We start from the raw sequence: 26,991 nt of genomic DNA, 5'->3' as shown, positions 1-26,991 counted from the left end.
GTCCCGTCAGAGCGCCAGAAGGATCATCGTGCCGACACCCCAGAGCGTCATCTGGTAATGCGTGTTCTGCGCGCCTTCGTGGCAGAACCAGTAGCAGAAGTGATTTCCGACAATCAGGAACCCGGCCCAGACGGCGGTGAAAAGCATGGCGCCCGACAGGGCAAGGCTGCGTGCGAGATCCTGGCCAGTGGCACCAAGGGCGGCGAGGGCCAAAAGAAGCGTGCCCGCCCAGAGAACGAGAGTAGCCAGCAGTTCAGCCGTCACCACCGCGCGGAAGGCCCAGCGTTGCAGCGTGCGGTTCGTGATGGCGCGATGGGCCACGTGGGCAAATGCGTCGGGGTAGTCGACGCGCATGCGGGTCATCTCCATCACCTCGGCGGTGTAGGTTTCGTTGACGGCCGGGTGAAGGATATTGTCGCGCACCCCCAGTGTCAGCCATGCGGCGATCAGGGCAGTGGCCAAGGCTTGCGCGGCCAGCAGTGTCGTTTCCATGATGTGGCCTTTGCGTGTTGTGGGGTCTCGTGTGAGGCGATGTTTCGGGGGCTTCCATAAAAAAGGGCCGCACGGTGGCGGCCCTTTCGATATCGATTTGGCTTGGATCAGGTCCAGGCCAGCTCCGCGGGGCGGATCTCGAACGAGATGTGGTGGCCGCCGCCAACCAGACCGTCCTTGGTGTGGTTGTAGAGCGAACGCCAGTAAGGTTGGATCGTCACGCCGTCGTTCTGGATCATCGCCTGACCCTCGGCCATCAGGGCGCGGCGCGCCTCGACATCGGCCGTGGCCAGCGCTTTTTCCAGCAGCGCGTCAAATTCGGGGTTGGAATAGCCGAATTCGTTCCATGCCTCGCCGGTGCGGTAGGCCAGGGCCCAGATCTGCACGCCGAGGGGGCGGTGGTTCCAGTTGGTCGAGCTGAACGGGTATTTCGCCCAGTCGTTCCAGAAGGTCGAGCCGGGCAGGATTGTCCGCTTGACCTTGATGCCCGCGTCACGCAGCTGTGCCGCGACCGCGTCGGTGGTGTCCTTGCGCCACGCATCGTCGATCGAGATCAGCTCGTGCTCGAAATCACCCATGCCGGCTTCGTCCATCAGGGCCTTGGCCGCTGCGGGGTCCACCTTGCGCGGTGCGATTTCCGCGTATTCCGGGTGCATCGGGCCCACGTGGTGGTTTTCGGCAGGAATGCCGCGACCGGCATAGCCCAGCTCGAGCAGCACTTCGTTGTCCACGGCCATGGTGATGGCCTGACGGACGCGCGCGTCGGCATAGGGCTTCTTGCCATCGACTTCGGCCAGCTGGTTGGGGCGGATCACGATGGTCGCGGCGGTCACGATCTCGTTGTTCACCCAGCCATCCAGCGTGTCGAAGATGTCGATGAACTCACCCTCGATCGAGTAGGTCATGTCGATCTCTTCGGCTTCGGCCGCGGCGACAAAGGCCGACGGGTCGGTGCCGTAATCGATGTATTCGATCCGGTCGAGATATGCGCCATTGCCGGCGTTCCACCATGTGTGGTCCTCGTTGCGGACCAGCACGGCCTTGACGCCCACTTCGAGCGTTTCGGGCAGGTAGGGACCTGTGCCGATGGGGTTGTCGATGTTTTCCAGCGATGTGTCCGGGTGGACGATGGCCGCCGGGTAGTCGGCCATGCCGGGGATCAGCGAGATGTCGGAGGTAGGCAGGTTCAGCTTGACGGTGTGGCTGTCGACCACTTCGATGCCGCCGTCGATGGCCTTGCCCGTATCTGCGTCGATCAGGGTCGCGAAACGTCCCGCCATCGAGTTGCCTTCGACGTCTTTTTCACACCAGCCCGCGATATTGCGCGCCACGTCTTCTGCGGTGAAATCGTCGCCGTTGTTCCACTTGACGCCCTTGCGGACATTCAGCGTGTAGACCGTGGCGTCGTCGTTGATTTCCCAGCTTTCGAGCAGCTGCGGTTTGAACGTGCCGTCATTTTCATAGCTGACGAGGTATTCCAGCCAACCGCGCGATACGTTGGCGATCTGGCTCCAGTCATAGGTGCGCGGATCCTTGAGGCCGCGGACTTCCTGCTGGATGCGGACCGTGCCGCCGGTCTTGTGGCCGTCGGCCATGGCCGGTGCAGCAGTGCCCAGCATGCCATAGGCTGTGGCAGCCGTGGCGCCGAACGCGCTGGCGATGGCCAGGAATTCACGGCGGTTGACCGCGTCGGTGCCGACTTTGGCGGCCGAATCCACAACGGATTGAGGCAGCGGTTTGCCGGTACGGGTTACAAAGGTCATGTTCTTCCTCTCTGTTGGCGTCGCGACATATGTCGCGCCCTTGTTCGGCGGAGGTGAGTGCCCCGCCTTTTCGGTGTTGCAGTTGACCTGCGATTATATCGCCTCCCCTTGCGGGGGACGCCCAAAGTTCAAACGATCAGGCGCATGGCGTCAACCCCATCTTCCGGGGTCGCGGAAATACAAATACTGGATAAAACTCGAGGTTCGTTGTGATTCCACGCCGTCCCACGGTGCAAAACCGCCCTTTGGTCCCAAATCAGGACATCTCCGACCTGCCACTGGTGGGCATAGACAAATTGCGGTTGGGTCGTGAATTCGATCAATCTGTCGATAAGTGCGGCACCTGTGTCCTTGTCCTGCCCGTGCACCGCAAAGGCGTGGCTGGCGATATACAGCGCATCGCGCCCGTTGACCGGGTTGCGCCAGACCGCGCGCCACAGCTGGTCAGGCCATTTGTGAAACATGGGCAGTTGCGCCAGCTCCGGGCTGATCCGCGCGCGGCTGTGGGCATAGCGGTGCCAGAACCCGGTGTCACGCACCTGCGCGCGCAGTGTTTCCGGCATGTCTGCCCATCCCGCACGGGTGGACGCCAGTTCTGTCGCGCCGCCGGTTTTGGTCACCACCCGCGCCGTCAGGATATTGGTCAGCGCAGGCGTGGGCATGAAGGTGCTGTCGGCATGCCACAGCATGTTGGCCTTCAGGTGCAGGCTGTGCAGGTCCATCTCGCCTGTCAGGCTGCCATCCTCCCGTACGTTGCTGACCTGCGGCACGGCAAAATCCTCGTCCGCGGGGCGTTCATCGGCCAGACGATCCTCGATCGGGCCAAAGCGTCGGGCCAGCCGGATACGGGCTGCGTCGTCCAGCGACTGGCTGCGGAGGAGCAGAACGGAGTGCTCTTCGAACAATCCGCGCAAGGTGCGGTATCCTGCATCTTCGATGGTGCTCAGATCCATGTCGTGCACTTCTACCCCGAACCGGTCGGTGAGCGGTGTGGTTCTCATGTGGCATCTCCCTTGGCGGCAATGTCTTCGGGGCTGAGGTGTTTGACGGCGTCCCAGAACCTGGATTTCGGGCTGTTCAGCAGGCCCTTGGGATCCATCCGCTTTTTCCAGGCAAGGTGGGTGTAGTCGGCCTTGAGCCCACCGCCTTCGACGTTCCACGTATGTGCGTCGTAAACCGGGAAACCGTTCGCCTCGTAGGTGTCGTTGATCTCGGCCAGCCGTTCGGGGCTGGTGAACCAGATGATCGGCAAGTCAAAAGTGACGATATCGCCGCCCACGCGGGCAAATTCGTGGTGCATCCAGACATCATCGCCCAGCTTGGGCCGCAGGGCCGCGATGGCCGCCGGATCGGGCGGCACCGGGCACCCCACCTGCTGGTAGGTGGCGCTGCGGTCGGCCTTGAGCACTTGCAACGTCGTGTGGTTATAGCTGAAGTCGAACACGTGCGGCAGGCCCAGTGCCCGGCGTTCCGCATCGGTCAGCATCAAGTCGATCTGTCCGCCATGGCCCTGCGTCAGCGCTTCGAACGCGGCCCGGTCTTCGGCCGGAATCATCGACACGAGCAGGTGCTTGCCCGCGCGGATATGCCCCTCAAGCTTGGGGAAATAGGCGCAGATACGCGCATCCACCGTCGTAACCAGCTTGGCCGCGATATCCTCGGCCAGGGCGATGGCGTGGCCCGCGGCGTAGGCAGTTTCATAGGCATCAAATGTCACGATACAGCCAACCCAGTCGCGCTTGGGAACCGTACGCAGGGTCACGTCCGTGATCACTCCGTTCAGGCCCCACGCATGATGGATGTGCAGCGTGTCCTCCCCTTCGAAAACCCGCGCGCGGGGCATTTCCTCTACCGACAGCGCGGTCAGCGCGATCAGGTTGCCTGGATCGCGCAGCGCGCCGTTGGCCACGGATCCAATGCCCGCACTGCCGCCTGCGACAAAGCCGCCGATGGTCGCGATGTCCTGGGTGGACGGGAACATCGCCATCTCCTGCCCTGACGGCGCAAGGGCTGCGTTGATGTCCGCCATCAGCGTCCCGGCCAGCGCGGTCACCTGCCCGTCGCCGATCTCTGTGACGCCCGCCATCGCGGTGGTGTCGATGATCAGCCCGCCCGCCATCGGCACCGCCTGCCCGTAATTGCCGGTCCCGCCACCGCGCACCACGACGGGCGCGTCATGGGCATAGGCCACGGCAAGCGTATGGGCCATTTCCTCGGGTGTTTTAGGCCGCGCCACCAGATCGCCAAAGCAGCGTTTGAGTGCCGCGTTCAGGATCGGCGAATACCAAAAGAAATCGCGGCTGCGCTTTTTGATCAGCACGGGTTCGGTGATCGTCTCGACCGGGGCCAGGTCGGCGGCAAAGGCGGTCCAATCGATGTCGGTCTTGCCAGAGATCGAGGTCATGTGAGTGTCTCCCGTGCCGGTCGCAGGACGGTTCGCCCGGATATGAGGTTGGCGGTGTGGGTCACCTCGCAGGTCAGCAGATCCGTCAGCGCGGCCCCGTCCACATGGCCCGCCGGGTGGCCAAGCGCCACGGTCGCATCCGTCGTGATCGCGGGCAGCCAGTCGCCCAAAGGCGGATCGAGATGCGCCGTTACACAGGCCAGCGCCAGCGCTGCGCGCGGATCATGCGCTCCCAGCGGGCAGAACGCATCGGCCACATTGTCCGACCCCACGACCACGCGCACACCCGCGGCCCGCAATTCGCGCAGGCGGGTGATGCCGCGCCGGTCCGGAGTGCCGTCCACCCGCCCTTGCAGGTACAGGTTGGTCACGGGCAGGGTGCAGACGGTGATGCCCGCCCGCGCGCATTTGTCGGCGATGCGGGCGAAATCATGCGGGCTGCGGTCCATCAGGCTGACCGCATGGCCGCACAGGATCGGCCCGTCGAACCCGGTTGCCAGCGCCATGTCCGCGATGGCTTCCAACCCGTTGAAATCGCCAAGGCCCTCGTCGACGTGGAAATCCAGTATCAGGTCATGGCGGCGGGCGGCGGCAAAGATCTGCGTCAGCCCATCCTGCATCCGGTCATGGTCCAGCACAAAGGCGCCCAGCACACCGCCCGTTCGGGCAACCGCGGCGGCGGCCTGTGCCGCGAAATCGGCATCGGCCCATTGGTTCACACCGATCAGCGCGGCCAGTTGCAGGCCGGGCGTGTCCTCGGCCAAATCCGTCAGCACCGACCAGCTGAGCGGCGGGGCAGGGCCGTCGCCCCAGTCCACATGCGACCGGATGAAGTGGCACCCGTTGGCCTGTGCCTCGGCCAGACCGCGTGACGCACGGGTGCGCAGATCGTCTTCGGTCCAGTTGGCCTTGTCCTCGTATTGCCGCGCGATGGCATGGCGCAGATCGCCGCCGACCTGCCCCAGCCGGGCGATGGTGTGGCATTTGTCCAGATGGCAATGCGGCTCTGTCAGGCGGGGCAGGATCATCTGTGTCGCGGCACCCTCGGGTGGGGCCAGGCCTATCAGACGGCCCCCGCGAACCACGGGCGTGCCGTGCAGGCAATCGCCCTGCGGCCTTCCGCCAAAGGCCGTGGGCGCGGCAATCACACTGTGCGGGACAAGGATGTTCACCGCAGCGCACCAGCAAAAAATGTGTCGAGCACGCCGCGAAACCACGCGCCCTGCGCTGCGTCGTGCTCCAGCATCAGGCGGGTCTGTTCGGACTTACTCTGCACACCCGGTTCGGCATAGCGGCCCCAACCCTCACCCCGCGCCATCCAGCGCTGGAACCCGGCAATGGTCTGTTCGGGGTGAAACTGAAAGGCCAGTACGTTGTCGCCCACGGCAAAGGCCTGGTTCTCGAAAAGCGCACTGCGCGCCAGATGCGTGGCCCCGTCGGGGATGCCGAAGGTGTGGAAATGCGCTTGCGCGAAATGCTGGGTTTCCGCGAACATCCCTGCGCCTGCCGGCGTCGGGGTGACCTCGTACCAGCCGAACTCGTGGTTGCCATGATCCGGCGCACCGGCAAAGGCCCCCATGTGGTGGGCAATCATCTGTGCGCCCTGGCACAGCCCCAACAGCGGCACGCCCGCGGTCATGGCCGCGTCGATGATGCGGTATTCCGCGTTGAGGAACGGGTGCAATTCAGTGTCATAGGCGTTGTAGTTGCCGCCATAGACCACGACCCCGGCAAGGTCGTCGGTGACCTGCCCCAGATCATCGCCCTGCCACGCGCGGCGCGCATCGCAGCGCACCTGATGCGCCCCGCACCATGTAGTGATCCGGTCGTCCATGGGGCCATCGCCGTGGCGCAGGCACAAAAGTCGCTTGTCCATTGCTTGCTCCGTTTGCAAGTGGATGTCAGCGGCCCTTGAGATCGAAATCTGTGCCAGAGATTTAGGCCAAGGGTTTCAAATTTTTCTCCGCCGCGCAAGTGTAGTGTCATGAGATCGCTGAACCCTGACCGCATCGCCCCGCCCTTTGCCCGCTATTCGCACGGCGTAGAACTGCCCGCCGGTCACCGCGTCGTGCGCACCTCCGGGCAATTGGGGCTGGCGCAGGACGGGACGGTGCCCGATGGCGCAGAGGCGCAGGCGCGGATCTGTTTCGACAACATCACCGCCATTTTGCAAGAGGCGGGCATGGGGGCGGCGGACGTGTGCCATGTGAGCGCCTTTGTCACGGACCGTGCGCATATGGCCGGGTACATGCGGGCGCGGGATGCGTTTCTGGCCGCGAGCGATGTGCTGCCCAGTTCGACCCTGTTGATCGTGTCGGGATTCACGCGGCCCGAATTCGTGGTCGAGATCGAGGTCTGGGCCGCAGCCCCCTAGCTGTGGTCGCGGCGTATCAGCTTGCGCAGCGTCCAGAGCAGGGTGCCGCCGAAAAACAGGGTGCCGAGTCCGATCGCCTCCCACCCGCCGGGCCCCTGCGGCAGGCCGCGATAGGCCAGCGCGCCCGCCACCATGGCAAGACCGATCAGCGACACCGCCAGCCGGAATTTCAGATCGCCGCGGGTGGGGCCGTATTTGTTACTCATACGCTGCGCAGCCTGTGAGGTCGGGTGGGGGCGCTGCCCCCGGCGCGGTGCGCCTCCCCCGAGGTATTTGGTGCGAAAGGAAGGGGCATCAGCGTGCAAACGGATCGGTGAGGGCGGGCAGGATGGTGCCTGTGCAGGTGCCAAAGCCCACGCGGTAGCCGTCGCCATGGGCCGCGCCGGACAGGGTCAGCCTGTCGCCGTCCTCGAGGAAGGTGCGGGTGTCTCCGGTGTCGAGCGTGAGGGGTTCCTTGCCGCCCCAGCTGAGTTCCAGCAGGCTGCCGCGTTCGGGTTTGGTCGGCCCGGAGATGGTGCCTGAGCCCAGCAGATCGCCCACATTCATCGGGCAGCCCGAGGTCGCGTGATGCGCAAGTTGCTGGGCGGCGGAATAGTACATCTGGCTGTAGTTGGTCCGGGCGATGGTGGTCGCGGTCTTGCCCTGCGGCGCGAGTGTGATGTCCAGCGCGATGTCGTAGAGCATCGGCCCGCTGTCCTTGAGGTGATCCAGCAATTCGAATTCGCGCGCGGGCGTGTCCGTGCGGAAGGGTTCAAGGGCTGCCTTGGTCACGATCCAGGGCGAGATCGAGGTCGCGGTGGCCTTGGCCTGAAACGGACCGAGCGGTTGGTATTCCCAGGCCTGGATATCGCGGGCGGACCAGTCGTTCAGCAGCACGTAGCCGAAGATGGCGGCGTCCGCCTCGGCCACGGTGATGGGCCCGTCCGAGGCCATGCCGACGATGGCGCCCATCTCGAGCTCCAGATCGAAGCGCCGGCAAGGCAGGAAGGCAGGCGTGGCGTGGTCAGGGGATTTCAGCTGACCCCAGGGGCGGCGGATGTCGGTGCCGGACACCACCACCGAGGACGCGCGCCCGTTATATCCGATGGGGATGTGCAGCCAGTTGGGCGGCAGCGCGTTTTCTGCGCCCCGGAACATGGTGCCCACATTTGTGGCGTGGTGGCGCCCGGCGTAGAAATCGGTGAACTCCGACACCACAAGCGGCATATGCAGCGCCGCGTCGGCCATGGGCACCAGCAGCGGCTCGACCAGCGCGCGGTCCTTGGCCCCTTCGGCCAGCAGGTCGGTCAGGCGGTTGCGCAGGGCGGTCCAGACCGCGGGGCCCTGTTCCATCAGCTCGTTCCAGAACGGCACGTCAAAGAGCGGCTCGTCGGTGAGGTCGATGATGCCCTGCGCCTCGGCCTCGGCCATGTCGAGGACCATGTCACCGATGGCCACGCCGCAGCGCGCATCGAGGGTATCAGTTGAAAACACGCCGTAGGGGAGGTTGTTGAGGGGAAAATCGCTGTCGGCGTCGTTCGCGCTTGCGACCCAGGAAGGTGTCAGGGGCATTCAGGTGTCTTTCTCATTGCGGTGCGCAGTCGATACGCACCCTACAGTGTCGGGGTAGGGTGTGCGTTTACCGCGCACCGCACGTGGTTATTTCTTGCCGGGTGTCCCGTCGAACTTCTTGTCGAGATCGGACCAGCAGTCGATGTAGTCGTCCTGCAATGGCGCGTCCTGCGCGGCAAAGCGGGTCAGGTGCTGGGGAAACCGGGTTTCGAACATGAAGGACATGGTATTGTCCAGCTTGGCCGGTTCAAGGGCTGCATTGCTGGCGCCCTCGAACGCCGCCTTGTCGGGCCCGTGCGGCAGCATCATGTTGTGCAGGCTCATGCCGCCGGGGATGAACCCTTTGGGCTTGGCGTCATACTGGCCGTAAATGTTGCCCATCAGCTCGGACATGATGTTCTTGTGATACCACGGCGGGCGGAATGTATCCTCGGCCACCAGCCAGCGTTCCCGGAAAAGGACAAAGTCGATATTGGCCACACCCGGCTGGCCCGAAGGAGCGGTCAGCACGGTAAAGATCGACGGATCGGGATGGTCGAACAGGATCGCGCCCACCGGGCAATAGGTGGTCAGGTCGTATTTCAGCGGCGCGTAATTGCCGTGCCAGGCCACCACGTCGAGGGGCGAATGCCCGATGGCGGTTTCGTGGAATTGCCCGCACCACTTGATCGTCAGGGTCGAGGGCGTCTCGCGATCCTCAAACGCGGCAACAGGAGCCTTGAAGTCGCGCGGGTTGGCCATGCAGTTGGCCCCGATCGGCCCACGTCCGGGTAGTTCGAATTTGGCGCCGTAGTTCTCGCAGACAAAGCCGCGGCACGGCCCCTCCAGCACCTCGACACGGTAGACGAGGCCGCGCGGCAGGATGGCGATCTCTTGCGGGGCCACGTCGATGATGCCCAGCTCGGTGCAGAACCGCAAACGGCCTTCCTGCGGGACCACCAGCATCTCGCTGTCGGCGGAATAGAAATAGGTGTCCTGCATCGACGCGGTGACCAGATAGATATGGCTGGCCATGCCCACCTGCGTATTGACGTCACCGGCGGTCGTCATCGTGCGCATGCCCGTCAGCCAGGTCAGGTCCTCGCCCGTATGCGGCACGGGATCCCAACGGTACTGGCCCAGGCTGGTGACATCCTGCGGCACATGCGGCGCGGTCTTCCAGAGCGGCAGGTCAATCCGCGCATAGCGGCCAGAATGCCGGACCGACGGGCGGACGCGGTAGCACCATGTGCGTTCGGGGCGCACATCCGTGAACGCCGTCCCGCTCAGCTGTTCGCCATAAAGGCCATAGTTGCACTTTTGCGGGCTGTTCATGCCCTCGGGCAGGGCACCCGGCAGGGCCTCGGTTTCGAAATCATTGCCAAAGCCGGGCATGTAGCCTGCGGTAATACCCGCACCGGACGGTGCCTGGATCATGGAGTGTGGGGCGGTCTGGCGGTTCATGAGAATGCTCCCTTGCGCGATGGTTGCGTCTGTAATAGTTGTTTTTGTAACTAACAAGCGGTGATGCAATGCACGATGATCCCGATTTCGATGTCCGCGGGTTTCTGCCCTACCTGCTCAATCAGGCGGCGGAGGCGTCGAGCCTGGATTTCCAAAAGGTGTACAAGGACCGCTATGGCATGTTGCGCAACGAGTGGCGCGTGCTGTTCCATCTGGGCATCTACACGCGCATGACCGCCAGCGAGATCGGCGAACGCGCCCAGATGCACAAGACCAAGATCAGCCGCGCAGTGCAGCGTCTGGCCGAGCGACGCTATCTGATCCGGCAACGCGACGGCGATGACCGCCGGGTGGAGCATCTGGAACTGACCGCGCTGGGGCGCAAGGTCTATGACGACCTGCGCGGTATCGCCAAGGACTATGACATGGCGCTGGTCGAGGGGATGCCGCAGGCCGAGGTCGAACGGCTCAAGACGCAGCTGGAGGCGCTGGCCCGCCGGTCGTGAGAATGTGATTTGCCTGCGACCACGCCCGCCCGCAGGCTGGTGCGGTATGTTCAAAGGAAAGACCTTATGCCCCGCCATATCCTTGCCGCCCTCGCCTGCTTGATCCTGCCCACCCTCGGTCATGCGGCGGAGTGCGGTTCTGCCGAAACACCCTGCACGGTGGAGAGCGGCAGCTACCATATGGCGACGCCGGACGTGGCCACCCCTAAGGGCGTAGTAATCCACCTGCACGGCGGCGGTGGGCGCGGGCGGGGGTTGCTGACCTCCGGTTTGGCCAAGGAAGCCCTCGCACGCGGCTATGTCTTTGTCGCGCCGAACGGAGAGCACCCGGAAAACCGTTGGACGCGGGACTGGTCAGTCAAGGCCAAGGGCACGTCGCACAACCGCGATGACAAGCTGTTCCTGATCGATGTGCTGGCCGATGCCCGCGCCCGCACAGGCGTCGAGGCGGATACCGTGTTCCTTGCGGGCTTCTCGCGCGGGGGGTCGATGGTCTGGGACATCGCCTGCTACACGCCGGACTTTGCAACTGCCTATGCGCCGCTGGCGGGCGCGCTGTGGGATGACCTGCCCGACAGCTGTGCGGCACCCGTGCGCCTGTTTCACACCCACGGCTGGAACGACCGGACCGTCCCGCTCGAAGGGCGGTCATTCGGCGGTGGTGCTGTGGTACAGGGCGATGTCTGGGCCGCGCTCAAGATCCTGCGCGAAACCAATGGCTGTGACGCGCGCCAGCCGGAACGCAACAGCTATGATGGGGATCTGTGGTTCCGCCACTGGACCGACTGTGCGGCGGGCGAAATCCAGCTGATGCTGCACAAGGGCGGGCACGGCGCGCCGCAGGGCTGGTCCGCGCGGATGATGGACTGGTTCGAGGCCGGAACCTCCTAAAGGTCGACCTCGACCCCCGGCAGCTTGAGCGCCTTGAGCAACTCGCGCAGCTCCTGCCGCGCGGCCACGTTCGAGATGTTCAGTTGCTTGACGCCGATATCCTTCAGGTCCAGCAGAGTCAGCCCGCGCGGAAACAGTTCGCGAAAGATCACCCGCTCGGAAAAGCCCGGTGCGATGCGGAACCCGATGCGCTGGGACAGCATCTTGATCGCGCGTTCCATCTTTTCCTTGTTGACCATGCGCTGTGCGCCCATCCGGTTGCGCACCACGATCCAGTCGATGGGTTTGAGCCCCGCCTGCGCCCGCAACTGCCGCGCGTTCCACACCATTTCGGAATAGACCGACGGCCCGAGGATCTTTTCCCCGCTGGCATCGATCCGCGCCAGCAGGTCGAAATCGACAAAGCTGTCGTTCAGCGGCGTGATCAGCGTATCGGCCAGCGAATGCGCCACCTGGCTCAGCCGCGTGTGCGATCCGGGGCAGTCGATCAGAATGAAATCGCTGTCCGGCTCCAGCGTCGCGACCGCGGCCGACAACCGGTGGTCATAAATGTTCTCGCCGGGTTTCAGCGCGCTGGCGTCGATCTCGGGCAGGTCGTGCACATCCGGGGATGGCAGATCCAGCTCGGAGGAGGCGATGAATGCGGTCCGGTTTTCGACATATCGGCCAAAGGTGCGTTGCCGCAGATCCAGATCCAGTGCGCTGACCTTGTGGCCCATGCGCGCCAAGGCCGTGGCCACATGCATCGACACGGTCGACTTGCCCGCGCCGCCCTTTTCGTTGCCGACGACGATGATATGCGCCATTGATGTCCCCTTACCGCACGTCCGCTAGGCGAATTTTTGCACACTATATGTTGTGGTTGACCCGTTGAAAAGCGGGCATACCTCTTTTCCTGCGGCACCGTGGCGCGGCAGACTCAACCGGGTTCCTGTTAGCGCTATCAGAATTGCCGTGCTATAGACCGCGCAAACATGGATTGGAACCGGGAGAGCACGATGCCCCTACACCCGACACTGGAACGCGTGACAGAGCGCGTCATCGACCGCAGCGCAGACACGCGCCGCCGCTATCTCGACCGGATGGCCGCCGCCAAATCGCAGGGGCCCGCACGTGCGCACCTGTCGTGCAGCGGTCAGGCCCACGCCTTTGCCGCCGCGGGCGATGATCAGGACCGGCTGGCCGAGGCAAGCGCGGGCAATCTGGGCATCGTGACCGCCTATAATGACATGCTGTCGGCGCACCAACCGTTCGAACGCTATCCCACGCTGATCCGCGACGCGGTGCGCGCGGCAGGCGGCACGGCGCAGGTGGCAGGCGGCGTGCCCGCCATGTGTGACGGCGTGACCCAGGGCGAGGCGGGGATGGAGCTGAGCCTGTTTTCCCGTGACGTGATTGCGCTGGCCGCCGGTGTGGCGCTGTCCCACAACACCTTTGACGCGGCCGTCTATCTCGGCGTCTGTGACAAGATCGTACCGGGGCTGATCATCGCCGCGCAGTCCTTTGGCCACATGCCCGCCGTCTTCCTGCCTGCGGGGCCAATGACCAGCGGCCTGCCCAATGATGAAAAGGCCAAGGTCCGCCAGCGTTTCGCGGCCGGAGAGGCCACCCGCGCCGAACTGCTCAAGGCCGAGATGGCCGCCTATCACGGGCCGGGCACCTGCACGTTCTACGGCACCGCGAACACCAACCAGATGCTGATGGAATTCATGGGGCTGCACCTGCCCGGATCGTCTTTCGTCAATCCCAACACCGACCTGCGTGACGCCCTGACGGTCGAGGGGGCGAAACGCGCCCTGTCGCTGTCGGCGCTGGGCAACCACTACACGCCTGTGTGCAACATTCTCGATGAAAAGGCGTTCGTGAACGGCATTGTCGGGCTGAACGCAACCGGCGGCTCCACCAACCTGCTGATCCACCTCATTGCCATGGCGCGGGCGGGGGGCATCGTGCTCGATTGGGAGGATTTTGCCGACCTGTCCGAGGTGACGCCGCTGCTGGCGCGGGTCTATCCCAACGGGTTGGCGGATGTGAACCAGTTCCACGCCGCGGGCGGCCTGGGCTTTATGATCGGGCAGCTTTTGTCGTCGGGCCTGCTGCACGAGGACACGCAGACCGTCGCGGGCGAGGGGCTGGAGAATTATACCCATGAGCCCAAACTGACCGACGGCGTGCTGGGCTGGACTCCGGGCACCAAGGACAGCCTGAACCAAGGCATCCTGCGCCCCGCGACGGACCCGTTCCAGGAGACCGGCGGGCTGAGCCGTCTGGCGGGATCGCTGGGCACGGGCGTGATGAAAGTGTCCGCCGTGGCGCCAGAACACCGCATCGTCGAGGCACCTGCGCGGGTGTTCCACGATCAGGAAGCGGTCAAGGCCGCGTTCAAGGCCGGGGAATTCACTGGCGACGTGATTATTGTGGTGCGGTTCCAAGGACCAAAGGCCAACGGCATGCCCGAATTGCACAGCCTGACGCCGCTGCTGGGGATATTGCAGGGCCGCGGGCAAAAGGTGGCGCTGGTCACCGATGGCCGCATGTCGGGTGCATCGGGCAAGGTGCCCTCGGCGATCCATGTCTGTCCCGAGGCGCTGGACGGTGGCCCCATCGGCCAGGTGCAGGATGGCGACATCATCCGGCTGGATGCCGAGGCGGGTGTGCTTGAGGTTCTGACCGAAGGTGTGCTTCAAAGGGCCCACGCCACGGCGGATCTGTCCGCGAACCAGTGGGGCGTGGGCCGCGACATGTTCACGGCCTTCCGCAACACCGTGGGATCCGCCAATACCGGCGCAACCGTATTTGGAGACTTTTGATTATGCTGACTGCCAAGGCCGCATCCGTTCGGGCCCGTGAAATCTGTGAACTGGCGCCGATCGTGCCGGTGCTCGTGGTCGAGGACGTGGCCCATGCGCGTCCCCTTGCCGAGGCGCTTGTGGCCGGGGGACTGCCCGCGCTCGAGGTCACGCTGCGGACGCCGGCGGCGCTCGAGGTGATTGCCGCCATGGCGCAGGTCGAGGGCGGTGTGGTCGGGGCCGGAACGCTGGTCACGCCCGACGACGTGAAAGCCGCCAAGGCGGCAGGCGCGCATTTTGGCGTGTCGCCGGGGGCGACGGATGCGCTGATCGCGGCCTGTGCGGCCGAAGAACTGCCGTTGTTGCCGGGGGCGGCCACCGCGTCGGAGGCGATGGCGCTGTTGGAGCAGGGCTTCGACATGCTCAAGTTCTTCCCCGCCGAGGCCTCGGGGGGTGCGCCTGCGCTGAAAGCCATTGGTGCGCCGTTGCCGCAGATTTCGTTCTGCCCCACGGGTGGTGTCAGCCCCGGAAATGCCGAGAGCTACCTGAGCCTGCCCAATGTGGTCTGCGCGGGTGGTAGTTGGGTTGCGCCCAAGGACAAGGTGATCGCGGGCGACTGGGCCGGGATCGAGGCACTGGCCCGCGACGCGGCGGCGTTGGCGCGCTAAGGCGCCGTCGGGCGGCTATGTTTGCTGACGCAAAGGCGCCCGCCCGCCGACCCTTGGGACTACATGCTTTAGGTTCGGCCTGTGAGCTGCGGGCTGTGGCAGACGGCTTCGATGTTGTGCCCGTTCGGATCGCGGAGGAACGCTGCGTAATAGTCTGCGTGGTAGTGTGGCCGCAGGCCCGGCGCGCCATTGTCGGTGCCACCTGCGTCCAGGCCTGCGGCATGAAACGCATCGACATCCGCCCGCGTTGCAGCCTGAAAGGCGACATGCAGGAGCCCGGTCGTCGGGCGCTCCCTGGCCAGCCAGAGGATGGGTTGTTCCCTGCCGTAGCCTGTGACGTGCACGCCCTCGGTCTGGTCCAGCGGCAGGGTCATCACACGGCATATGCCCAGCGGCGCCAGCGCTGCGTCGTAAAAGGTCACAGCGCGGGCGAAATCCGTCACGCCGAGTGTCATGTGGTCGATCATCTGCAGTCCTCGTCACGTCCGCCTGCGCCAGTATGGCACGAAAAAAGCCGCCCCGGTGCGGGGCGGCTTTGATCTTTTGGCAAACCGGAAGGCTTTAGAAACCCAGGCCTGCGTATTTGTTCTTGAACTTGGACACGCGGCCACCAGTGTCCATCAGGCGCGATGTGCCGCCTGTCCATGCGGGGTGCACGGAGGGGTCGATGTCCAGGGCCAGCTGGTCGCCCTCGGCGCCCCATGTCGACTTCATTTGCACCACGGTGCCGTCGGTCATTTTGACGTCGATGATGTGGTAGTCGGGATGCGTATCGGCCTTCATGCCTTGGCTCCTTCGGACTTGGGTTTGTAGTTGGTGACCTCTGCGATACGGGCGGATTTGCCGCGACGCGAGCGGAGGTAGTACAGCTTGGCGCGGCGCACGCGGCCACGGCGCACGACGGTGATGCTGTCGATGTTGGTCGAATAGAGGGGGAACACACGCTCCACGCCCTCGCCAAAGGAGATCTTGCGCACGGTGAAAGACCCGGCAATGCCGTGGCCGTTGTTGCGTGCAATGCAGACGCCTTCGTAGTTCTGCACCCGTGTGCGGGTGCCTTCGGTCACTTTGAAGCCGACACGGATGGTGTCACCGGCTTTGAAATCGGGGATATCTGCCCCGAGGGCGGCGATTTGCTCCGCCTCCAATTGTGCGATCAGGTCCATTGACCATCTCCTCATGATGCTCGTGGTTTGTCCCACGAAGGTTTGTCGCGCCTCAGAGCTCTTGGTCTTCACCGGGTCCACCGAAGTGCCCGCCAGAGATCAGGTCATCATTTCCTTGTCGTGCTGCCCCTTGCCCTGCCTGCCGCACCGAAGAAGATGCCACAGCACAAAGGGTCCGATCGGAGAAATCCGAGTCGGAATGGGCGGTGTATAGGCAAAGCCGACAGGTGGATCAAGGGACTAGTCGACAGGACATCCCGTGCCACCGATCCCGTCACCATCGCCTGTGACACATGGCTCGGTGGTCGCGTCAATAATCACCGGATCTTCGATTATTGGCTCAACAGGAGGCAGTGCGGATGTGCAGGCAATGACGCTGAACAGAGACATAAGCGCAGCAAAAAATCTCATTTCATATCCTTGGATCTGAAGAAGAATGCACCGGCGCGGAACCTGCCTTGCGCTTTGGTATTGCGGGATTTCATTTTGGCGGCCTGGACCGACAGGTCGTGAAAGAGGGCCATTTGGCGTTCGGAATGTATCTGCTGCAACACCTCGATCTGCTCATCGGTCAGATCGGTGTAATGCACGGCGCGTTCGAAATGGGGCGGGGTGGCGCCCAGAACATTGTCGGTGGCCGCTGCAATGTGATCGCCAAGATTGTGGGCAAAGTATCGCACCTGGTCCTCGGACCCGGCCAGCGGTTGATAGGACGCCTGTTGCAACGCGACCGTGTCGCCTGAGATCGCAACAGTCCCAGCCGCGACCAACGTGTCCAACACTGTCCGTGGATGGACGTCGCGGGAAATGGTCTGGGCCAGCGCCTCGAAAGAGGGGGCAGAACCGGTGCGGGGGATCGGCTTGCCCCTATAGTCTGGGTCGGTCTGCCAGCGCGCCACTACAGCCGACAGAGCATTGCCCCGCTCGGATCGCGGCGGCGCCGCCCGCAGCCGCGCAACATCGCGCCGCTGCAGCCCGGTCATGACCGACAGCCTGCTGTCCGTCACCTTGCCGTCCGTATGATCCACGGCTGCCGCTACATAATGCCCCTTCAGACGCTCAGCGAGGTCAGGGAATCGCACGCCTTGCGCGACCAGTAGTCGGGCCAGCGGCGCAAGCAGGGCATCAAGAAGGGTTATCATAATGTGCAAAATACACATTTATCTTGACGGCGCCAGTCGATTCAAAATATGTGCAAAATACACATTTTTTGGAGTATCATCATGATTATACCCAAGCGACTGTTTTGCGTGCTCTTTGCGGGGGCATGGGTTGCGGCCTGCACGCCGGGGGGCGGGGTTGTCGAACCGCTTATCGAAGCGCCTGTCATCGTTCAGGAAAGCGCTGTACCGATCACCGCGCCGCGTCCCAATTCACCCGTGGCCCCCGCACCCCAACGGCGCCCCTTGCCGCCATCCGGCGTTCTGACAGCGGGCGACATCGATGACGGCCTGAACCTCTCCGCGCTTATGCGATACCAGACCCGCGCCGCGCGGCACCTGAAATGGCAGCGTATGAACCTGTCCAAACCCGTGCTGGCGCAACTTGTGGGTCCGACGGGCACGCCAGCCCCGGGTGTTCGGTTCACCTTGCGCCACCCCGGCGCAACAGACCCGTTTTACGAAGGGTATTCCGGCGTCGATGGCATGATCACCGCCTTCCCGGCGGTGCTGGATGCGCGCCGGTCCGACAGAATTGAACTGCGTGCGTTTCCGAACGACGACGGCCCGGCCACACAGGCGACCCTGCGCACGAACGGCAGGCGGACTATCGTCGCCTTGGACACGGATCATGCGTGGCAGCCGCAATTCGTCGACCTTGTCTTTGTGGTGGATACGACGGGCAGCATGACGGACGAAATCGAATGGCTGATCTCGGATTTGGGGGCGATAGTGAGCGCGACCGCCCGGGGTGTCGACCTGCGGCTGGGCCTTGTCACCTACAAATCGCGGGGCGATGTGTACACGGTGCGGGACTACGGCTTTGCCAAAGGCAGGTCCCATTTCCAACGGTGGTTGCAGCGCGAGCTGCCCACAAGTGGCGGCGGTGGCTACCCCGAAGCCGTGGCGCAATCGCTTGAGACGGCCGTTGCCCTGCCTTGGCGCCGGGGCCGTGGGGAACGTCTGATCATCCAGATCGGGGACGAGCCGCCACATCGCGATCAGGTGGGCGTCTACTACACCGCAGCCCGTAAGGCCGCCGTCAAAGGTGTGCAGGTCTTTGGTCTGGCCGCCAGCGGCGCCGAGGCGCAGCTCGAATTCCTCATGCGTCAGGGTGCGGTCGCGACGGGCGGGCGATATATGTTCCTCACCGATGACAGCGGCGTGGGCAACCCGCATGCAGAGCCCACGGTGTCCTGTTACCGCGTCACGTCGTTGACCAACCTGATGACGCGGGTGTTGCGCAGCGAATTGACCGGGCGTCGGATCGAAGCCGCGCCAAGCGCGGTCAAACGCAGCGTTGGAAGCTATGCAGGCGGCGTGTGCCGCAGTTAGCGCTCAGCTTTGCCTTGTGCGGCGGCCCACAGATCGGGTCGCCGTTCCTTGGTCAGTTCCTCCGACATCTCCTGCCGCCACGCCGCGATCTTGCCGTGGTTGCCGGACATCAGCACTTCGGGGATGTCGCGCCCTTCCCACGTGGCGGGGCGGGTGTATTGCGGATGCTCCAGCAACCCGTTCGAATGGCTTTCCTCCACCGCGCTTTCGGCATTGCCCAACACGCCCGGCAGTAGGCGCACGGTGGCGTCCAGCATCGCCTGCGCCGCAATCTCGCCGCCGGTCATCACGAAATCACCCAGCGACACCTCGGTCACACCCCAGTGTTCCAGCACCCGCTCGTCCACGCCCTCGAACCGACCGCACAGCATCGTCACCCCGTCACAGCGCGCCAGATCGCGCGCCATGGCCTGATCGAAGGGGCGTCCCCGCGGGGACATGTACAGGATCGGCCAGCGCCCGCGGGCGTGCGATTGCGCCTCGGCGAGGGCCGCGCTGACCACATCGGCGCGCAACACCATGCCCGCGCCACCGCCCGCAGGCGTGTCATCGACGTTGCGGTGCTTGCCCACGCCATGGGCGCGCAGGTCGTGGGTGTGCAGCTGCCATTTACCGTCCTGCAACGCCTTGCCGGTCAGCGACGCACCCAGCACGCCGGGGAATGTCTCGGGAAACAGCGTCACGATGCGCGCCTGCCAGACGCCCACCAGATCGGGCGCTTCGTCCATCAGCGACGCAGGCCGCAGGGTGGGCCGGATCGCCTTGCGGCCATGGGATTTCGAAGGTCCGGTCATGTCACATCACTCACGCGGGGTCTGGGGCGGCTTATGGGCGCAAGGCGCCTGCGGTTTCAAGCCTTGGCCTGCATGGCGGCCTTGCGGGCGGCGCGGGCGTCGTCGTCTGACAGGTCCGACCGGTTGATCTCCAGCAAGGTCGCGCGCAGGCTGTCAGGCTCGCCCCGGTTGCGATGCGGCATCGCGGGCCATAGGTCCTCTGGCACGCCCGCCAACGCCAGAATCTGACCAAAAGGCGCGTCTTCGAGCGCGAAGCGGTGGACGGGCACCCCCGGCACCGCCGCAGCAACCGCATCGACGATCCCGTCCAGATCGGCAGACCCGGCATAATCGCGGACATAGTCCTCTTGCGCCTGCGTGATCCGCGTCGCGCGCAGATGCTGCATATGACAACTGGCCAGCCACGGGCCAGCCTCACGGGTGGTGAACACCAGATCGATCCCTACATCCCCCAACACCGCGCGCCAGACCTCGACCATCGCCGCCATCAATTTCGGCGTGGCGTCATAGGCCTGAAGGCCCCGCCGTCCGGGCATATGGCCGCTCAGGTCCTCGGAACTCAAGAGCAGCGTGCCGTCCCGCTCCGCCCACGCACTCGCCAGCTCTGCCGCCTCGTATCGCACCAGCCCCAGATCCAGCGCGCTGCGGCTGACGGAATAGGCGCGCGCGGCCTCGCACAGACCGACAATCGCAGGGCGCAGGCCGACGCGGGCATGGGGCCGCAACTGCGCGCGATGCGCCTTCAGCGCCTTCTGGATCGAGGTCGTGCCGGTCTTGTGAAAGCCCGCATGGACGATCAGCCGCTGCACCATCGCTCAGAACAGGCCGTCAGGCGGGTCCGCCACGATGCGCCCGGCCCCCAGATCAACGGTGGGCACGGCGGCCTGCGTGAACGGCAGCAACACGGTGGCCGTTGCACCGGGCTGATGCACCTCCAGCAGATCGCTGGCGCCGTGGTTCTGCACCGACTTTACGTGGCCCAGCGACGTGCCGCCGGTGTCGAAAACCTCAAGCCCCACCAGATCGGAGTAATAGTATTCGTCGTCCGGCAGCACCGGCAGTTGCGCCCGCCGCGCAAAAAGCTGCGTGCCCTTGAGCGCGTCCGCCTCCTCCTTGGTGGCGACCTCGGCGATGCGCGCGACAAACCCGTTCTTCATCGGGCGGATCAGCGCCAGCGCAAAGCTGCGCGCGCCATCCTCGCTGGTCAGCGGGCTGTAGGTTTCGATGTCATCCGGCTGCGCGCAAAAGGATTTCACCCGCACCTCGCCCTGCACGCCATATGCGCCGCTGATGACGCCCACGCAGATCTTGTCGTCACTCATTCCAGCATATCCCGTCCCGCATCACGCCGCCTGACCCGTCACAGGCATCCGCCGCCTGACTGCGCTCGAACAGCAGGCCGCCGACAAAGGCGACGCCGATCAGAACAGCAGTGCGTATCAGGCCAAACATGGGCACCTGCGGGTGGGGTCAATGGTCGGTGCATTTGGGGCACGACACAGGGGTTTGTCCAGAGCAGGCTTGCCACCTGTGCGCAGTGCGGGCAGTCTGGTGACATCCGTGCCATGGGGCGCGGAATGGAGATTTTATGTCGGTATAAACGGGCACAGGCCCCGCGGGCCCGATCCAGGGCGCGCAATCAGGGATCACAGGGAGGTCGCGCCGCGACCGCTGTTGGTGTGCCCAAGCGACTGCACCCCGTCGGGGTGAATTCATCATATAGTCAAACCAAATCAAAAGGATGGCCCATGCCAGACCCCTACGTAACCCGTGCCCCGCGCGCGGAAGATATCCCAACACTCGCCGCCATCGCGGATGCCACGCTCTTTCCCGGCGAGATGCTGGCCGACATGATCGCCCCGGCCCTTGCCGGGCAGGGCGATGACCTGTGGCGCGTGGTGACACGCGACGACACCCCGGTCGGGTTCGCCTTTGTTCAGCCTGAGGCGATGACCGACCGCACATGGAACCTGCGGGCGATCGCAACCGATCCGGACTTCCATGGTGGCGGCGCGGGCACGGCGCTGCTGGCGGCGGTCGAGGCCGCGTTGGCAGGCGCGCGGCTTTTGGTGATCGACACCACCCAATTGCCGGATCAGGCGCGGGCACGGAGGTTTTATGCCGCCCGCGGGTGCGGTCACGTCGCGACCATTCCCGATTTCTTCGGGCCGGGCGAGGACAAGGTCACCTTCGTCAAAGCACTGACCTGACATGACAAAAGCGCGGGCGGGCCCTGGCCTGCCCGCGTTCCCGGTCCCATGGCGCGGCATTTGACTTGCACCGAGCCGTCATTGTCATAGTTTGTGAACTGAACGGTTCCAAATTGTGAGGCAACGGGATGGCGTGGTTTTATCTGGCACTTGCGGCGGTGTTCGAAGTGACCTTTGCTATGAGCATGAAATATGCCGACGGGTTCACCAACCTGCGCGCCAGCCTGATCACGGTGGTTGCGGTGATCCTGGGCATCGGGTTCCTGACCCTGGCGCTGCGTGACCTGCCGGTCAGCGTGGCCTATCCGATCTGGACGGCGGTGGGCACACTGGGCACGGTCACGCTGGGCTACCTGTTTCTGGGCGAGGCGCTGACGCCGCTCAAGGTGCTGTCGGCGCTGGCCATCGTCGCGGGTGTGGCCGGACTGAAGATTTCGGCAGGGTGATGTGAAACGCCCGCCGCGGTCAGGGACCGGGCGGGCGCATCGTGATCTTGGGGCGGGGATGCTCCCGCCGCTGCGGCTTTACTCTGCGGCGGCTTCTTCGGTGGCATCCTCGGCAGGTGCGGCGGCGGCTTCGGCGGCCTCTGCTGCCTTGGCGGCTTTCTCTTCGGCACGTTCCTTGGCCTTGGCGCCGGGCTCACCTTTTTTCAGGTTCGCGCGCTCTTTCTTGGGCAGAACACCCGCGGCTTCCAGCATACGGCTGATGCGGTCGGTGGGCTGTGCGCCCTCACCCAGCCAGTACTGGACGCGCTCCATGTTCATTTTCACGCGCTCTTCGCTGTCCTTGGGCAGCAGCGGGTTATATGTGCCCAGCTTTTCGATATAGCGGCCATCGCGGGGCATGCGGCTGTCGGCTGCGACGATGCGATAGAAGGGGCGCTTTTTCGAGCCGCCGCGGGCGAGACGAATTTTCATAGCCATGGTGTATTTCCTTTTGGTTTTCAGTTGGATGGTGGGCAGATTGCCCACCCTACGATTGGTGTTGCTTGTGGTGCTGAATGACTTCAGCGATGATGAAGTTCAGAAACTTCTTGGCGAATTCAGGGTCCAGATCGGCCTGGTTCGCCAAATCTTCGAGCCGCTTGATCTGCGCGGCTTCGCGCGTGGGATCAGAGGGCGGAAGGTCGTGTGTGGCCTTGAGTTTCCCCACGGCCTGCGTGTGTTTGAACCGCTCGCCCAGCGTGTAGACGAGGATCGCATCAAGCCGGTCGATGCTGGCGCGGTGATCGGCCAGCACATGGGCTGCTTTGGAAACGGCATCAGTCAAGCGCCCATCCTTTCGGTTTGAACATCGGGTCGGCGTAGTGGCCGATTTCCATTTCGATCCCGTGCGCCAGTTGCGTGCCATCGAGGGCCGCAGGCGACGGGTGGCGATAGACGGCGTCCGAGCCGTCAATGGTGGGTGCGTCGCGGTCTTTGACTGCACCCAGCCGTTCGGCCAGGCGGATGCTGTCGAGGTTCATCGGGTCGATATAGCTGACCGCGCCGTCCCAGCCGTTTGCGTAGTAATGCGCACGCACCGCATGGGTTGCCTCGAGCGCATAGCCCTTGCCGGCCTTGTCGGGCCAGATGATCCAGGCGATTTCGCGCTCGGGCCAGCCTGCGGGCTGCCAGCCGCCTGCCATGCCATAGGTGTCGTCGCTGTCCTTGTCGTGGATCATCCACATGCCAAAGCCACGGATTTCCCAGTGCCCGATCTCGGCGGCATAGAGCATCCATGCCTCATAGGTGTTCAGTGGCCCGCCCATGAACCGCGAGCGGTAGGAGGCGAAGGTGGCCTTGAAGTCCGGGTAGTCCTCGGGCTGTGGGCCGCGCAGGATCAGACGGTGGGTTTCGATTACGGGGATCACGGGATGGCCCATCACATCACCTCCCGGACATAGCGGTAGATGAGGGTGGTGTCGCCGTCTTGCGTGATCTCGCCATCGGGCAGGCCGCCGAGGCGCTGCGCCAGTTTGAGGGAGCGTGTGTTGGCGGGGTCGATATAGGAGACGAGCGTGGACCAGCCAAGTGTCCCGAACGCGTGGGTGAGCGCGGCTTGCGCGGCCTCTTGCGCCAGCCCCATCCCTTCGGCAGTTTTGGTGAGCATGAAACCCAGTTCCGGCTCCTGATCACCGGGCTCGTATCCCAGCACGACAAAGCCCGCGATGTCGCCCGCGTGGCCAATGGTCCAGAGCCCGTGCCCGTGCAGCAGCCAGGTGGAGGTCATCTGGGAAAAGTCGAGCCAGGCGTCTTCGCGCGTCATCGGGCCGCCGAGGTGTTTGCCACGATCGGTGCAGGCGATCTGCGCGTAGGTGTCGAAGTCGGTCACGCGCGGCGCCCGCAGGATCAGCCTGTCTGTGGCGAGCGTGGGCAGGTGGCCCTGAAGGGCGATTGCAAAGAGCGCAGCAGCGCCGGGCCGGGGTGTCTCGCAGGCGTAGGTCATGCGTGCGATCCCCCGTTGGCGGGACGTGATCCAAATGGCGCGCTGACACGGTTTGATCCAATTGGCGCGCTGACGCGCGACACGATCCTGGCGGCGGCTGCACCGTGAGCCCGTTGGGGGCGGAGGGGTTGCGATGCGGTCATGCTGCGGGCCTCGGGTGGCGGTAGATGAGGCAAGGGTTGGTGGTTTCCGGTTTCGGCGCGTCATCGTCGCGCTGTGCGCCCAGCCGTTCCGCGAGGCGGATCGAGGCCACGTTGCCGGGCGCGATATAGCTGACGGCGGTGTCCCAGCCCAGCGGGCCAAAGGCGTGGGCGATGCAGGCCTTGGCGGCCTCTGCGGCGATGCCTTGCCCCTCGTCCTTTGGGTCAAAGAGGACCCAGCCGATTTCGCGTTCGGCCCAGCCCAGCGGGTACCAGTGGCCGACAATGCCCAGCGGGGTGTCGTCGCCGTGGCGCGTGACCGTGAACATGCCAAAGCCGCGCATGACCCAGTGGCCGAGTTCCGTGCCAAAGAAGTTCCATGCGTCGCGCCGTGTCTTGGGCCCGCCGGTGAATTCGGACCGCTGGGTTGCGAAATAGGCGACAAAGGCGTCCGCGTCGGCCTCGATGGGCGCGCGCAGGGTCAGCCGTTCGGTGCGCAGGATGGGGGTGCCGGTGAGGGTGGTCATGCCGTCCTCCGGTGCCGGTAAACCGTGGTTTCGGCTGCATCTTCGCCTTCGGGCCAGGGCCCGTTTTCATCCGCAGTCGCCCCGAGTTTGGTGGCAAGCGCTTCGGACCGTGTGTTGCCGGGGGTGATATAGCTGACGAGTGTGTCGGCATCGAAGCTGGCCCAATACCAATCGCGCGCCAGCGTCGCGGCTTCGGCGGCGTAGCCGTGCCCCTCGTAGTCTTCAAGCAGGACCCAGCCAAGCTCAGGCTCGGGGAAGTGGTGCGGCTGGTTGATGCCGACCTGGCCCATGAACGCGCCGTCGCTGTTGCGGATCAGCCCCCAGCTGCCAAAGCCCTTGAGCTGCCAGCTGCCCACTTCGGCGGCGATCCAGTACCACATCTGTTTAGCGTCCACCGGGCCGCCCATGTACTTTGCGCGGTCGGATGCGAACAGATCATAGAGCGGCGCAAAGTCGTCCATGACATGGGCGCGCAGTGTCAGCCGATCCGTGGTCAGGGTGGGGGCGATGGCGGTCACAGGCCCAGCTCCTCGACCGTGGCGCCGTCCAGAACGGGGCGGGTGAACGTGCGGTCAAAGCTGAGGATGCAGCCGGTCGCCTGCGCGTGTGCATAGGCGCGCTGGCACGCGCCGTCCTGTGCCATCTCGCTGCGGTAGACTTCGTAGGCCGCCAGCGACGGGAACGAGAACATCGCCCACGCCTTGTTGTTGGCCCCCTCAGAGGGCAGGAAATAGCCGTGGTGCGTGCCGCCCATGCGATTCACGAGGTGTATCCACGCGCGGGCGTAGACCTCGAACGCATCGACCTTTGCGGGGTCGATCACATATGTGATGAGCGCGGTGATCATTTCTTTTTCTTGCCGAACCCCGAAAGGCCGGGGGGCAGGGGCATGCCGCCACCCAGACCCGGCAAACCGCCGGGCATCTTGCCGCCCAGCTGCTTGGCCGCCGCTTCCAGTTGCGCCTGATCCATGCCGCCCATGTCGGGCATGCCGCCGCCTTTGCCCATCATGGCTTTCATCGCCTGTTTCATCATGCCGCCTTTGCCCTTGCCGAGCTTTTTCATCATGTCCGACATCTGGCGGTGCATCTTGAGCAGTTTGTTGAGGTCGCTGACCTGCATGCCCGAGCCGCGCGCGATGCGTTTCTTGCGGCTGGCTTGCAGGATCTGGGGGGCGGCGCGCTCTTTCTTGGTCATGGACTGGATCATGGCGATCTGCTGTTTCAGGACCTTGTCGTCAAAGCCCGCATCCGCCACCTGTTTCGACAGTTTACCCATGCCGGGCATCATGCCCATCATGCCCTCCATGCCGCCCATCTTGATCATCTGTTCCAGCTGCATGCGCAGGTCGTTCATGTTGAACTGACCCTTGGCCATGCGCTTCATCATGCGCTCGGCCTGTTCCGCCTCGATGGTCTCCTGCGCCTTTTCGACAAGGCTGACGATATCGCCCATGCCGAGGATGCGGCCCGCGATCCGCTCGGGTTCGAAGGTTTCGAGCGCGTCCATTTTCTCGCCCAGGCCCACGAACTTGATCGGCTTGCCGGTGACGGCACGCATGGACAGGGCGGCACCACCGCGCCCGTCGCCGTCCATCCGGGTCAGCACCACGCCCGAAATGCCGATACGGTCGTCAAAGTTCTGCGCCGTGTTCACCGCGTCCTGACCGGTCAGGCCATCGACCACGAGGATCGTTTCGCGGGGCGTGGCGACGTCGCGGACCTGTTCGACCTGCGTCATCAGCTCTTCGTCGATGGACAGGCGCCCGGCGGTGTCGAGCATATAGACGTCATAGCCGCCCATGCTGGCTTGGGTCTTGGCGCGCTTGGCGATTGCGACGGGGTCTTCGCCCTTGACGATGGGCAGGGTGTCGACACCGATCTGGTTGCCGAGGATCGCGAGCTGTTCCATCGCTGCCGGACGGTTCACGTCAAGCGAGGCCATCAGCACGCGTTTGCCGTCGCGCTCAGTCAGGCGCTTGGCGAGCTTGGCGGTTGTCGTGGTCTTACCACCGCCCTGCAAACCCACCATCAGGATCGGGGCAGGGGGGCTGTCGATCTTCAGCGCACCGGGCTCGCCCTCGCCCTTGAGCGTGTCAACAAGTGCATCGTGCACGATCTTGACAACCTGCTGGCCGGGAGTGACGGATTTGGTCACCGCCTGACCGGTCGCCTGATCCTGCACCGCCTTGACGAAATCCCGCGCCACGGGCAGGGACACGTCCGCCTCCAGCAGGGCCACACGCACCTCGCGCAGGGCAGTCTTGACGTCCTCTTCGCTCAGCGCGCCCTGCTTGGTCAGCCGGTCGAACACACCGGAGAGGCGTTCGGAGAGATTTTCAAACATGGGCC

At 64.5% G+C, this 26,991-nt stretch carries 34 protein-coding genes; 8 read left to right on the top strand and 26 right to left on the bottom strand.

All coding sequences use genetic code 11. From position 1 onward, the window contains the following. Positions 1–6: 6 nt before the first annotated feature. The 6 genes from Q0949_RS09740 to Q0949_RS09715 form a co-directional block, all read right to left on the bottom strand. Positions 7–492, bottom strand: a complete 486-nt coding sequence (locus Q0949_RS09740; protein WP_299371035.1) for a DUF2165 family protein — start codon at positions 490–492, stop codon at positions 7–9. A gap of 107 nt (positions 493–599) precedes the next feature. Further along, positions 600–2,255, bottom strand: a complete 1,656-nt coding sequence (locus Q0949_RS09735) for an ABC transporter substrate-binding protein (protein ID WP_299371033.1) — start codon at positions 2,253–2,255, stop codon at positions 600–602. Positions 2,256–2,383: 128 nt separating this feature from the next. Beyond that, complete coding sequence (locus Q0949_RS09730) at positions 2,384–3,256, bottom strand: TauD/TfdA family dioxygenase (protein ID WP_299371031.1); 873 nt, start codon at positions 3,254–3,256, stop codon at positions 2,384–2,386. Continuing rightward, positions 3,253–4,659: an FAD-binding oxidoreductase gene (locus tag Q0949_RS09725; RefSeq protein WP_299371029.1), complete on the bottom strand. Its 1,407-nt coding sequence runs from the start codon at positions 4,657–4,659 to the stop codon at positions 3,253–3,255. The genes Q0949_RS09730 and Q0949_RS09725 overlap by 4 nt, the downstream gene beginning before the upstream one ends. Next, positions 4,656–5,831, bottom strand: a complete 1,176-nt coding sequence (locus Q0949_RS09720; protein ID WP_299371027.1) for an amidohydrolase family protein — start codon at positions 5,829–5,831, stop codon at positions 4,656–4,658. The genes Q0949_RS09725 and Q0949_RS09720 overlap by 4 nt, the downstream gene beginning before the upstream one ends. After that, positions 5,828–6,535: a glutamine amidotransferase gene (locus tag Q0949_RS09715; RefSeq protein ID WP_299371025.1), complete on the bottom strand. Its 708-nt coding sequence runs from the start codon at positions 6,533–6,535 to the stop codon at positions 5,828–5,830. Before Q0949_RS09715 ends, Q0949_RS09720 begins: the two co-directional genes overlap by 4 nt. Positions 6,536–6,643: 108 nt before the next feature. Between Q0949_RS09715 and Q0949_RS09710 the strand changes: the two genes are divergently transcribed. Beyond that, complete coding sequence (locus tag Q0949_RS09710; RefSeq protein ID WP_299371023.1) at positions 6,644–7,033, top strand: RidA family protein; 390 nt, start codon at positions 6,644–6,646, stop codon at positions 7,031–7,033. On the opposite strand, the gene Q0949_RS09705 is transcribed toward Q0949_RS09710, so the two are convergent. The 3 genes from Q0949_RS09705 to hmgA form a co-directional block, all read right to left on the bottom strand. Then, complete coding sequence (locus tag Q0949_RS09705) at positions 7,030–7,239, bottom strand: hypothetical protein (protein ID WP_299371021.1); 210 nt, start codon at positions 7,237–7,239, stop codon at positions 7,030–7,032. The genes Q0949_RS09710 and Q0949_RS09705 overlap by 4 nt on opposite strands. 88 nt (positions 7,240–7,327) lie before the next feature. Beyond that, complete coding sequence (fahA, locus tag Q0949_RS09700; RefSeq protein ID WP_299371019.1) at positions 7,328–8,584, bottom strand: fumarylacetoacetase; 1,257 nt, start codon at positions 8,582–8,584, stop codon at positions 7,328–7,330. An 87-nt stretch (positions 8,585–8,671) separates the two neighbouring features. Next, the gene (gene hmgA, locus Q0949_RS09695; protein WP_299371017.1) at positions 8,672–10,027 is read right to left on the bottom strand and encodes a homogentisate 1,2-dioxygenase; all 1,356 of its coding nucleotides are present in this window, start codon (positions 10,025–10,027) and stop codon (positions 8,672–8,674) included. 68 nt (positions 10,028–10,095) lie between these two features. On the opposite strand from hmgA, the gene Q0949_RS09690 reads away from it, so the two are divergent. Beyond that, positions 10,096–10,533: a MarR family winged helix-turn-helix transcriptional regulator gene (locus tag Q0949_RS09690; RefSeq protein ID WP_299371015.1), complete on the top strand. Its 438-nt coding sequence runs from the start codon at positions 10,096–10,098 to the stop codon at positions 10,531–10,533. Positions 10,534–10,599: 66 nt separating this feature from the next. Next, complete coding sequence (locus Q0949_RS09685; RefSeq protein WP_299371013.1) at positions 10,600–11,424, top strand: polyhydroxybutyrate depolymerase; 825 nt, start codon at positions 10,600–10,602, stop codon at positions 11,422–11,424. Here Q0949_RS09685 and Q0949_RS09680 read toward each other — a convergent pair. Then, positions 11,421–12,230 (bottom strand): division plane positioning ATPase MipZ, encoded by an 810-nt coding sequence (locus tag Q0949_RS09680; RefSeq protein ID WP_299371011.1) that lies wholly within the window; start codon positions 12,228–12,230, stop codon positions 11,421–11,423. The two genes, Q0949_RS09685 and Q0949_RS09680, sit on opposite strands and share 4 nt — an antisense overlap. Before the next feature lie 192 nt (positions 12,231–12,422). Between Q0949_RS09680 and edd the strand changes: the two genes are divergently transcribed. Next, positions 12,423–14,234, top strand: a complete 1,812-nt coding sequence (gene edd / locus Q0949_RS09675; protein ID WP_299371009.1) for a phosphogluconate dehydratase — start codon at positions 12,423–12,425, stop codon at positions 14,232–14,234. After that, on the top strand, positions 14,234–14,881 hold the full coding sequence (eda, locus tag Q0949_RS09670; protein ID WP_299371800.1) for a bifunctional 4-hydroxy-2-oxoglutarate aldolase/2-dehydro-3-deoxy-phosphogluconate aldolase: 648 nt from the start codon (positions 14,234–14,236) through the stop codon (positions 14,879–14,881). The genes edd and eda overlap by 1 nt, the downstream gene beginning before the upstream one ends. 68 nt (positions 14,882–14,949) lie before the next feature. On the opposite strand, the gene Q0949_RS09665 is transcribed toward eda, so the two are convergent. The 4 genes from Q0949_RS09665 to Q0949_RS09650 all read right to left on the bottom strand — a co-directional run bounded on the left by Q0949_RS09665 (position 14,950) and on the right by Q0949_RS09650 (position 17,189). Beyond that, a complete protein-coding gene (locus Q0949_RS09665) occupies positions 14,950–15,348 on the bottom strand; it encodes a VOC family protein (RefSeq protein ID WP_299371007.1) in 399 nt (132 codons plus the stop codon). 94 nt (positions 15,349–15,442) lie between these two features. Next, positions 15,443–15,664: a 50S ribosomal protein L31 gene (gene rpmE / locus Q0949_RS09660; protein WP_299371005.1), complete on the bottom strand. Its 222-nt coding sequence runs from the start codon at positions 15,662–15,664 to the stop codon at positions 15,443–15,445. Then, positions 15,661–16,047, bottom strand: a complete 387-nt coding sequence (gene rplS, locus Q0949_RS09655; protein ID WP_299138554.1) for a 50S ribosomal protein L19 — start codon at positions 16,045–16,047, stop codon at positions 15,661–15,663. The genes rpmE and rplS overlap by 4 nt, the downstream gene beginning before the upstream one ends. 407 nt (positions 16,048–16,454) lie before the next feature. Beyond that, positions 16,455–17,189: a DUF6502 family protein gene (locus tag Q0949_RS09650; RefSeq protein WP_299371003.1), complete on the bottom strand. Its 735-nt coding sequence runs from the start codon at positions 17,187–17,189 to the stop codon at positions 16,455–16,457. Between the two features lie 81 nt (positions 17,190–17,270). On the opposite strand from Q0949_RS09650, the gene Q0949_RS09645 reads away from it, so the two are divergent. Then, complete coding sequence (locus Q0949_RS09645) at positions 17,271–18,542, top strand: vWA domain-containing protein (RefSeq protein ID WP_299371001.1); 1,272 nt, start codon at positions 17,271–17,273, stop codon at positions 18,540–18,542. Here the strand turns inward: Q0949_RS09645 and trmD are convergent. From trmD to Q0949_RS09625, 4 genes are read right to left on the bottom strand one after another with little or no spacing between them, the layout of a single operon-like run. After that, entirely contained in the window at positions 18,539–19,336 is a 798-nt protein-coding gene (gene trmD, locus Q0949_RS09640; RefSeq protein ID WP_299370999.1) for a tRNA (guanosine(37)-N1)-methyltransferase TrmD, read from the bottom strand. The genes Q0949_RS09645 and trmD overlap by 4 nt on opposite strands. 56 nt (positions 19,337–19,392) lie before the next feature. Then, positions 19,393–20,148 (bottom strand): hypothetical protein, encoded by a 756-nt coding sequence (locus Q0949_RS09635; protein ID WP_299370997.1) that lies wholly within the window; start codon positions 20,146–20,148, stop codon positions 19,393–19,395. Positions 20,149–20,151: 3 nt separating this feature from the next. Beyond that, positions 20,152–20,658, bottom strand: coding sequence for a ribosome maturation factor RimM (gene rimM, locus Q0949_RS09630; RefSeq protein WP_299370995.1), 507 nt, complete (start codon positions 20,656–20,658; stop codon positions 20,152–20,154). Further along, positions 20,651–20,788, bottom strand: coding sequence for a hypothetical protein (locus Q0949_RS09625; protein ID WP_299370993.1), 138 nt, complete (start codon positions 20,786–20,788; stop codon positions 20,651–20,653). The genes rimM and Q0949_RS09625 overlap by 8 nt, the downstream gene beginning before the upstream one ends. Before the next feature lie 296 nt (positions 20,789–21,084). Between Q0949_RS09625 and Q0949_RS09620 the strand changes: the two genes are divergently transcribed. Next, entirely contained in the window at positions 21,085–21,546 is a 462-nt protein-coding gene (locus Q0949_RS09620; protein ID WP_299370991.1) for a GNAT family N-acetyltransferase, read from the top strand. A 128-nt stretch (positions 21,547–21,674) separates the two neighbouring features. Further along, positions 21,675–21,992, top strand: coding sequence for a multidrug efflux SMR transporter (locus Q0949_RS09615; protein WP_299370989.1), 318 nt, complete (start codon positions 21,675–21,677; stop codon positions 21,990–21,992). Positions 21,993–22,070: 78 nt separating this feature from the next. Here the strand turns inward: Q0949_RS09615 and rpsP are convergent, their stop codons facing one another. The 8 genes from rpsP to ffh all read right to left on the bottom strand — a co-directional run bounded on the left by rpsP (position 22,071) and on the right by ffh (position 26,986). Then, the gene (gene rpsP, locus Q0949_RS09610; RefSeq protein ID WP_299370987.1) at positions 22,071–22,469 is read right to left on the bottom strand and encodes a 30S ribosomal protein S16; all 399 of its coding nucleotides are present in this window, start codon (positions 22,467–22,469) and stop codon (positions 22,071–22,073) included. A gap of 49 nt (positions 22,470–22,518) precedes the next feature. After that, complete coding sequence (locus Q0949_RS09605) at positions 22,519–22,815, bottom strand: chorismate mutase (RefSeq protein WP_299370985.1); 297 nt, start codon at positions 22,813–22,815, stop codon at positions 22,519–22,521. Further along, positions 22,808–23,410, bottom strand: a complete 603-nt coding sequence (locus tag Q0949_RS09600; RefSeq protein WP_299370983.1) for a GNAT family N-acetyltransferase — start codon at positions 23,408–23,410, stop codon at positions 22,808–22,810. Before Q0949_RS09600 ends, Q0949_RS09605 begins: the two co-directional genes overlap by 8 nt. Continuing rightward, a complete protein-coding gene (locus Q0949_RS09595; protein ID WP_299370981.1) occupies positions 23,410–23,973 on the bottom strand; it encodes a GNAT family N-acetyltransferase in 564 nt (187 codons plus the stop codon). Before Q0949_RS09595 ends, Q0949_RS09600 begins: the two co-directional genes overlap by 1 nt. A gap of 139 nt (positions 23,974–24,112) precedes the next feature. Then, the gene (locus tag Q0949_RS09590; RefSeq protein WP_299370979.1) at positions 24,113–24,640 is read right to left on the bottom strand and encodes a GNAT family N-acetyltransferase; all 528 of its coding nucleotides are present in this window, start codon (positions 24,638–24,640) and stop codon (positions 24,113–24,115) included. Then, positions 24,637–25,158 carry a GNAT family N-acetyltransferase gene (locus Q0949_RS09585; protein WP_299370977.1) on the bottom strand — a complete coding sequence of 174 codons (522 nt, stop codon included), beginning with the start codon at positions 25,156–25,158 and terminating at the stop codon, positions 24,637–24,639. Before Q0949_RS09585 ends, Q0949_RS09590 begins: the two co-directional genes overlap by 4 nt. Next, the gene (locus Q0949_RS09580) at positions 25,155–25,487 is read right to left on the bottom strand and encodes an NIPSNAP family protein (protein WP_299370975.1); all 333 of its coding nucleotides are present in this window, start codon (positions 25,485–25,487) and stop codon (positions 25,155–25,157) included. The genes Q0949_RS09585 and Q0949_RS09580 overlap by 4 nt, the downstream gene beginning before the upstream one ends. After that, on the bottom strand, positions 25,484–26,986 hold the full coding sequence (gene ffh / locus Q0949_RS09575; RefSeq protein ID WP_299370973.1) for a signal recognition particle protein: 1,503 nt from the start codon (positions 26,984–26,986) through the stop codon (positions 25,484–25,486). Before ffh ends, Q0949_RS09580 begins: the two co-directional genes overlap by 4 nt. Positions 26,987–26,991 lie beyond the last annotated feature (5 nt).

Source organism: uncultured Tateyamaria sp., assembly GCF_947487805.1.
In the GTDB taxonomy this organism is placed as follows: domain Bacteria; phylum Pseudomonadota; class Alphaproteobacteria; order Rhodobacterales; family Rhodobacteraceae; genus Tateyamaria.
Note: the sequence above shows the minus strand (reverse complement) of the source record. Positions and strands in the feature narration are given on the sequence as shown.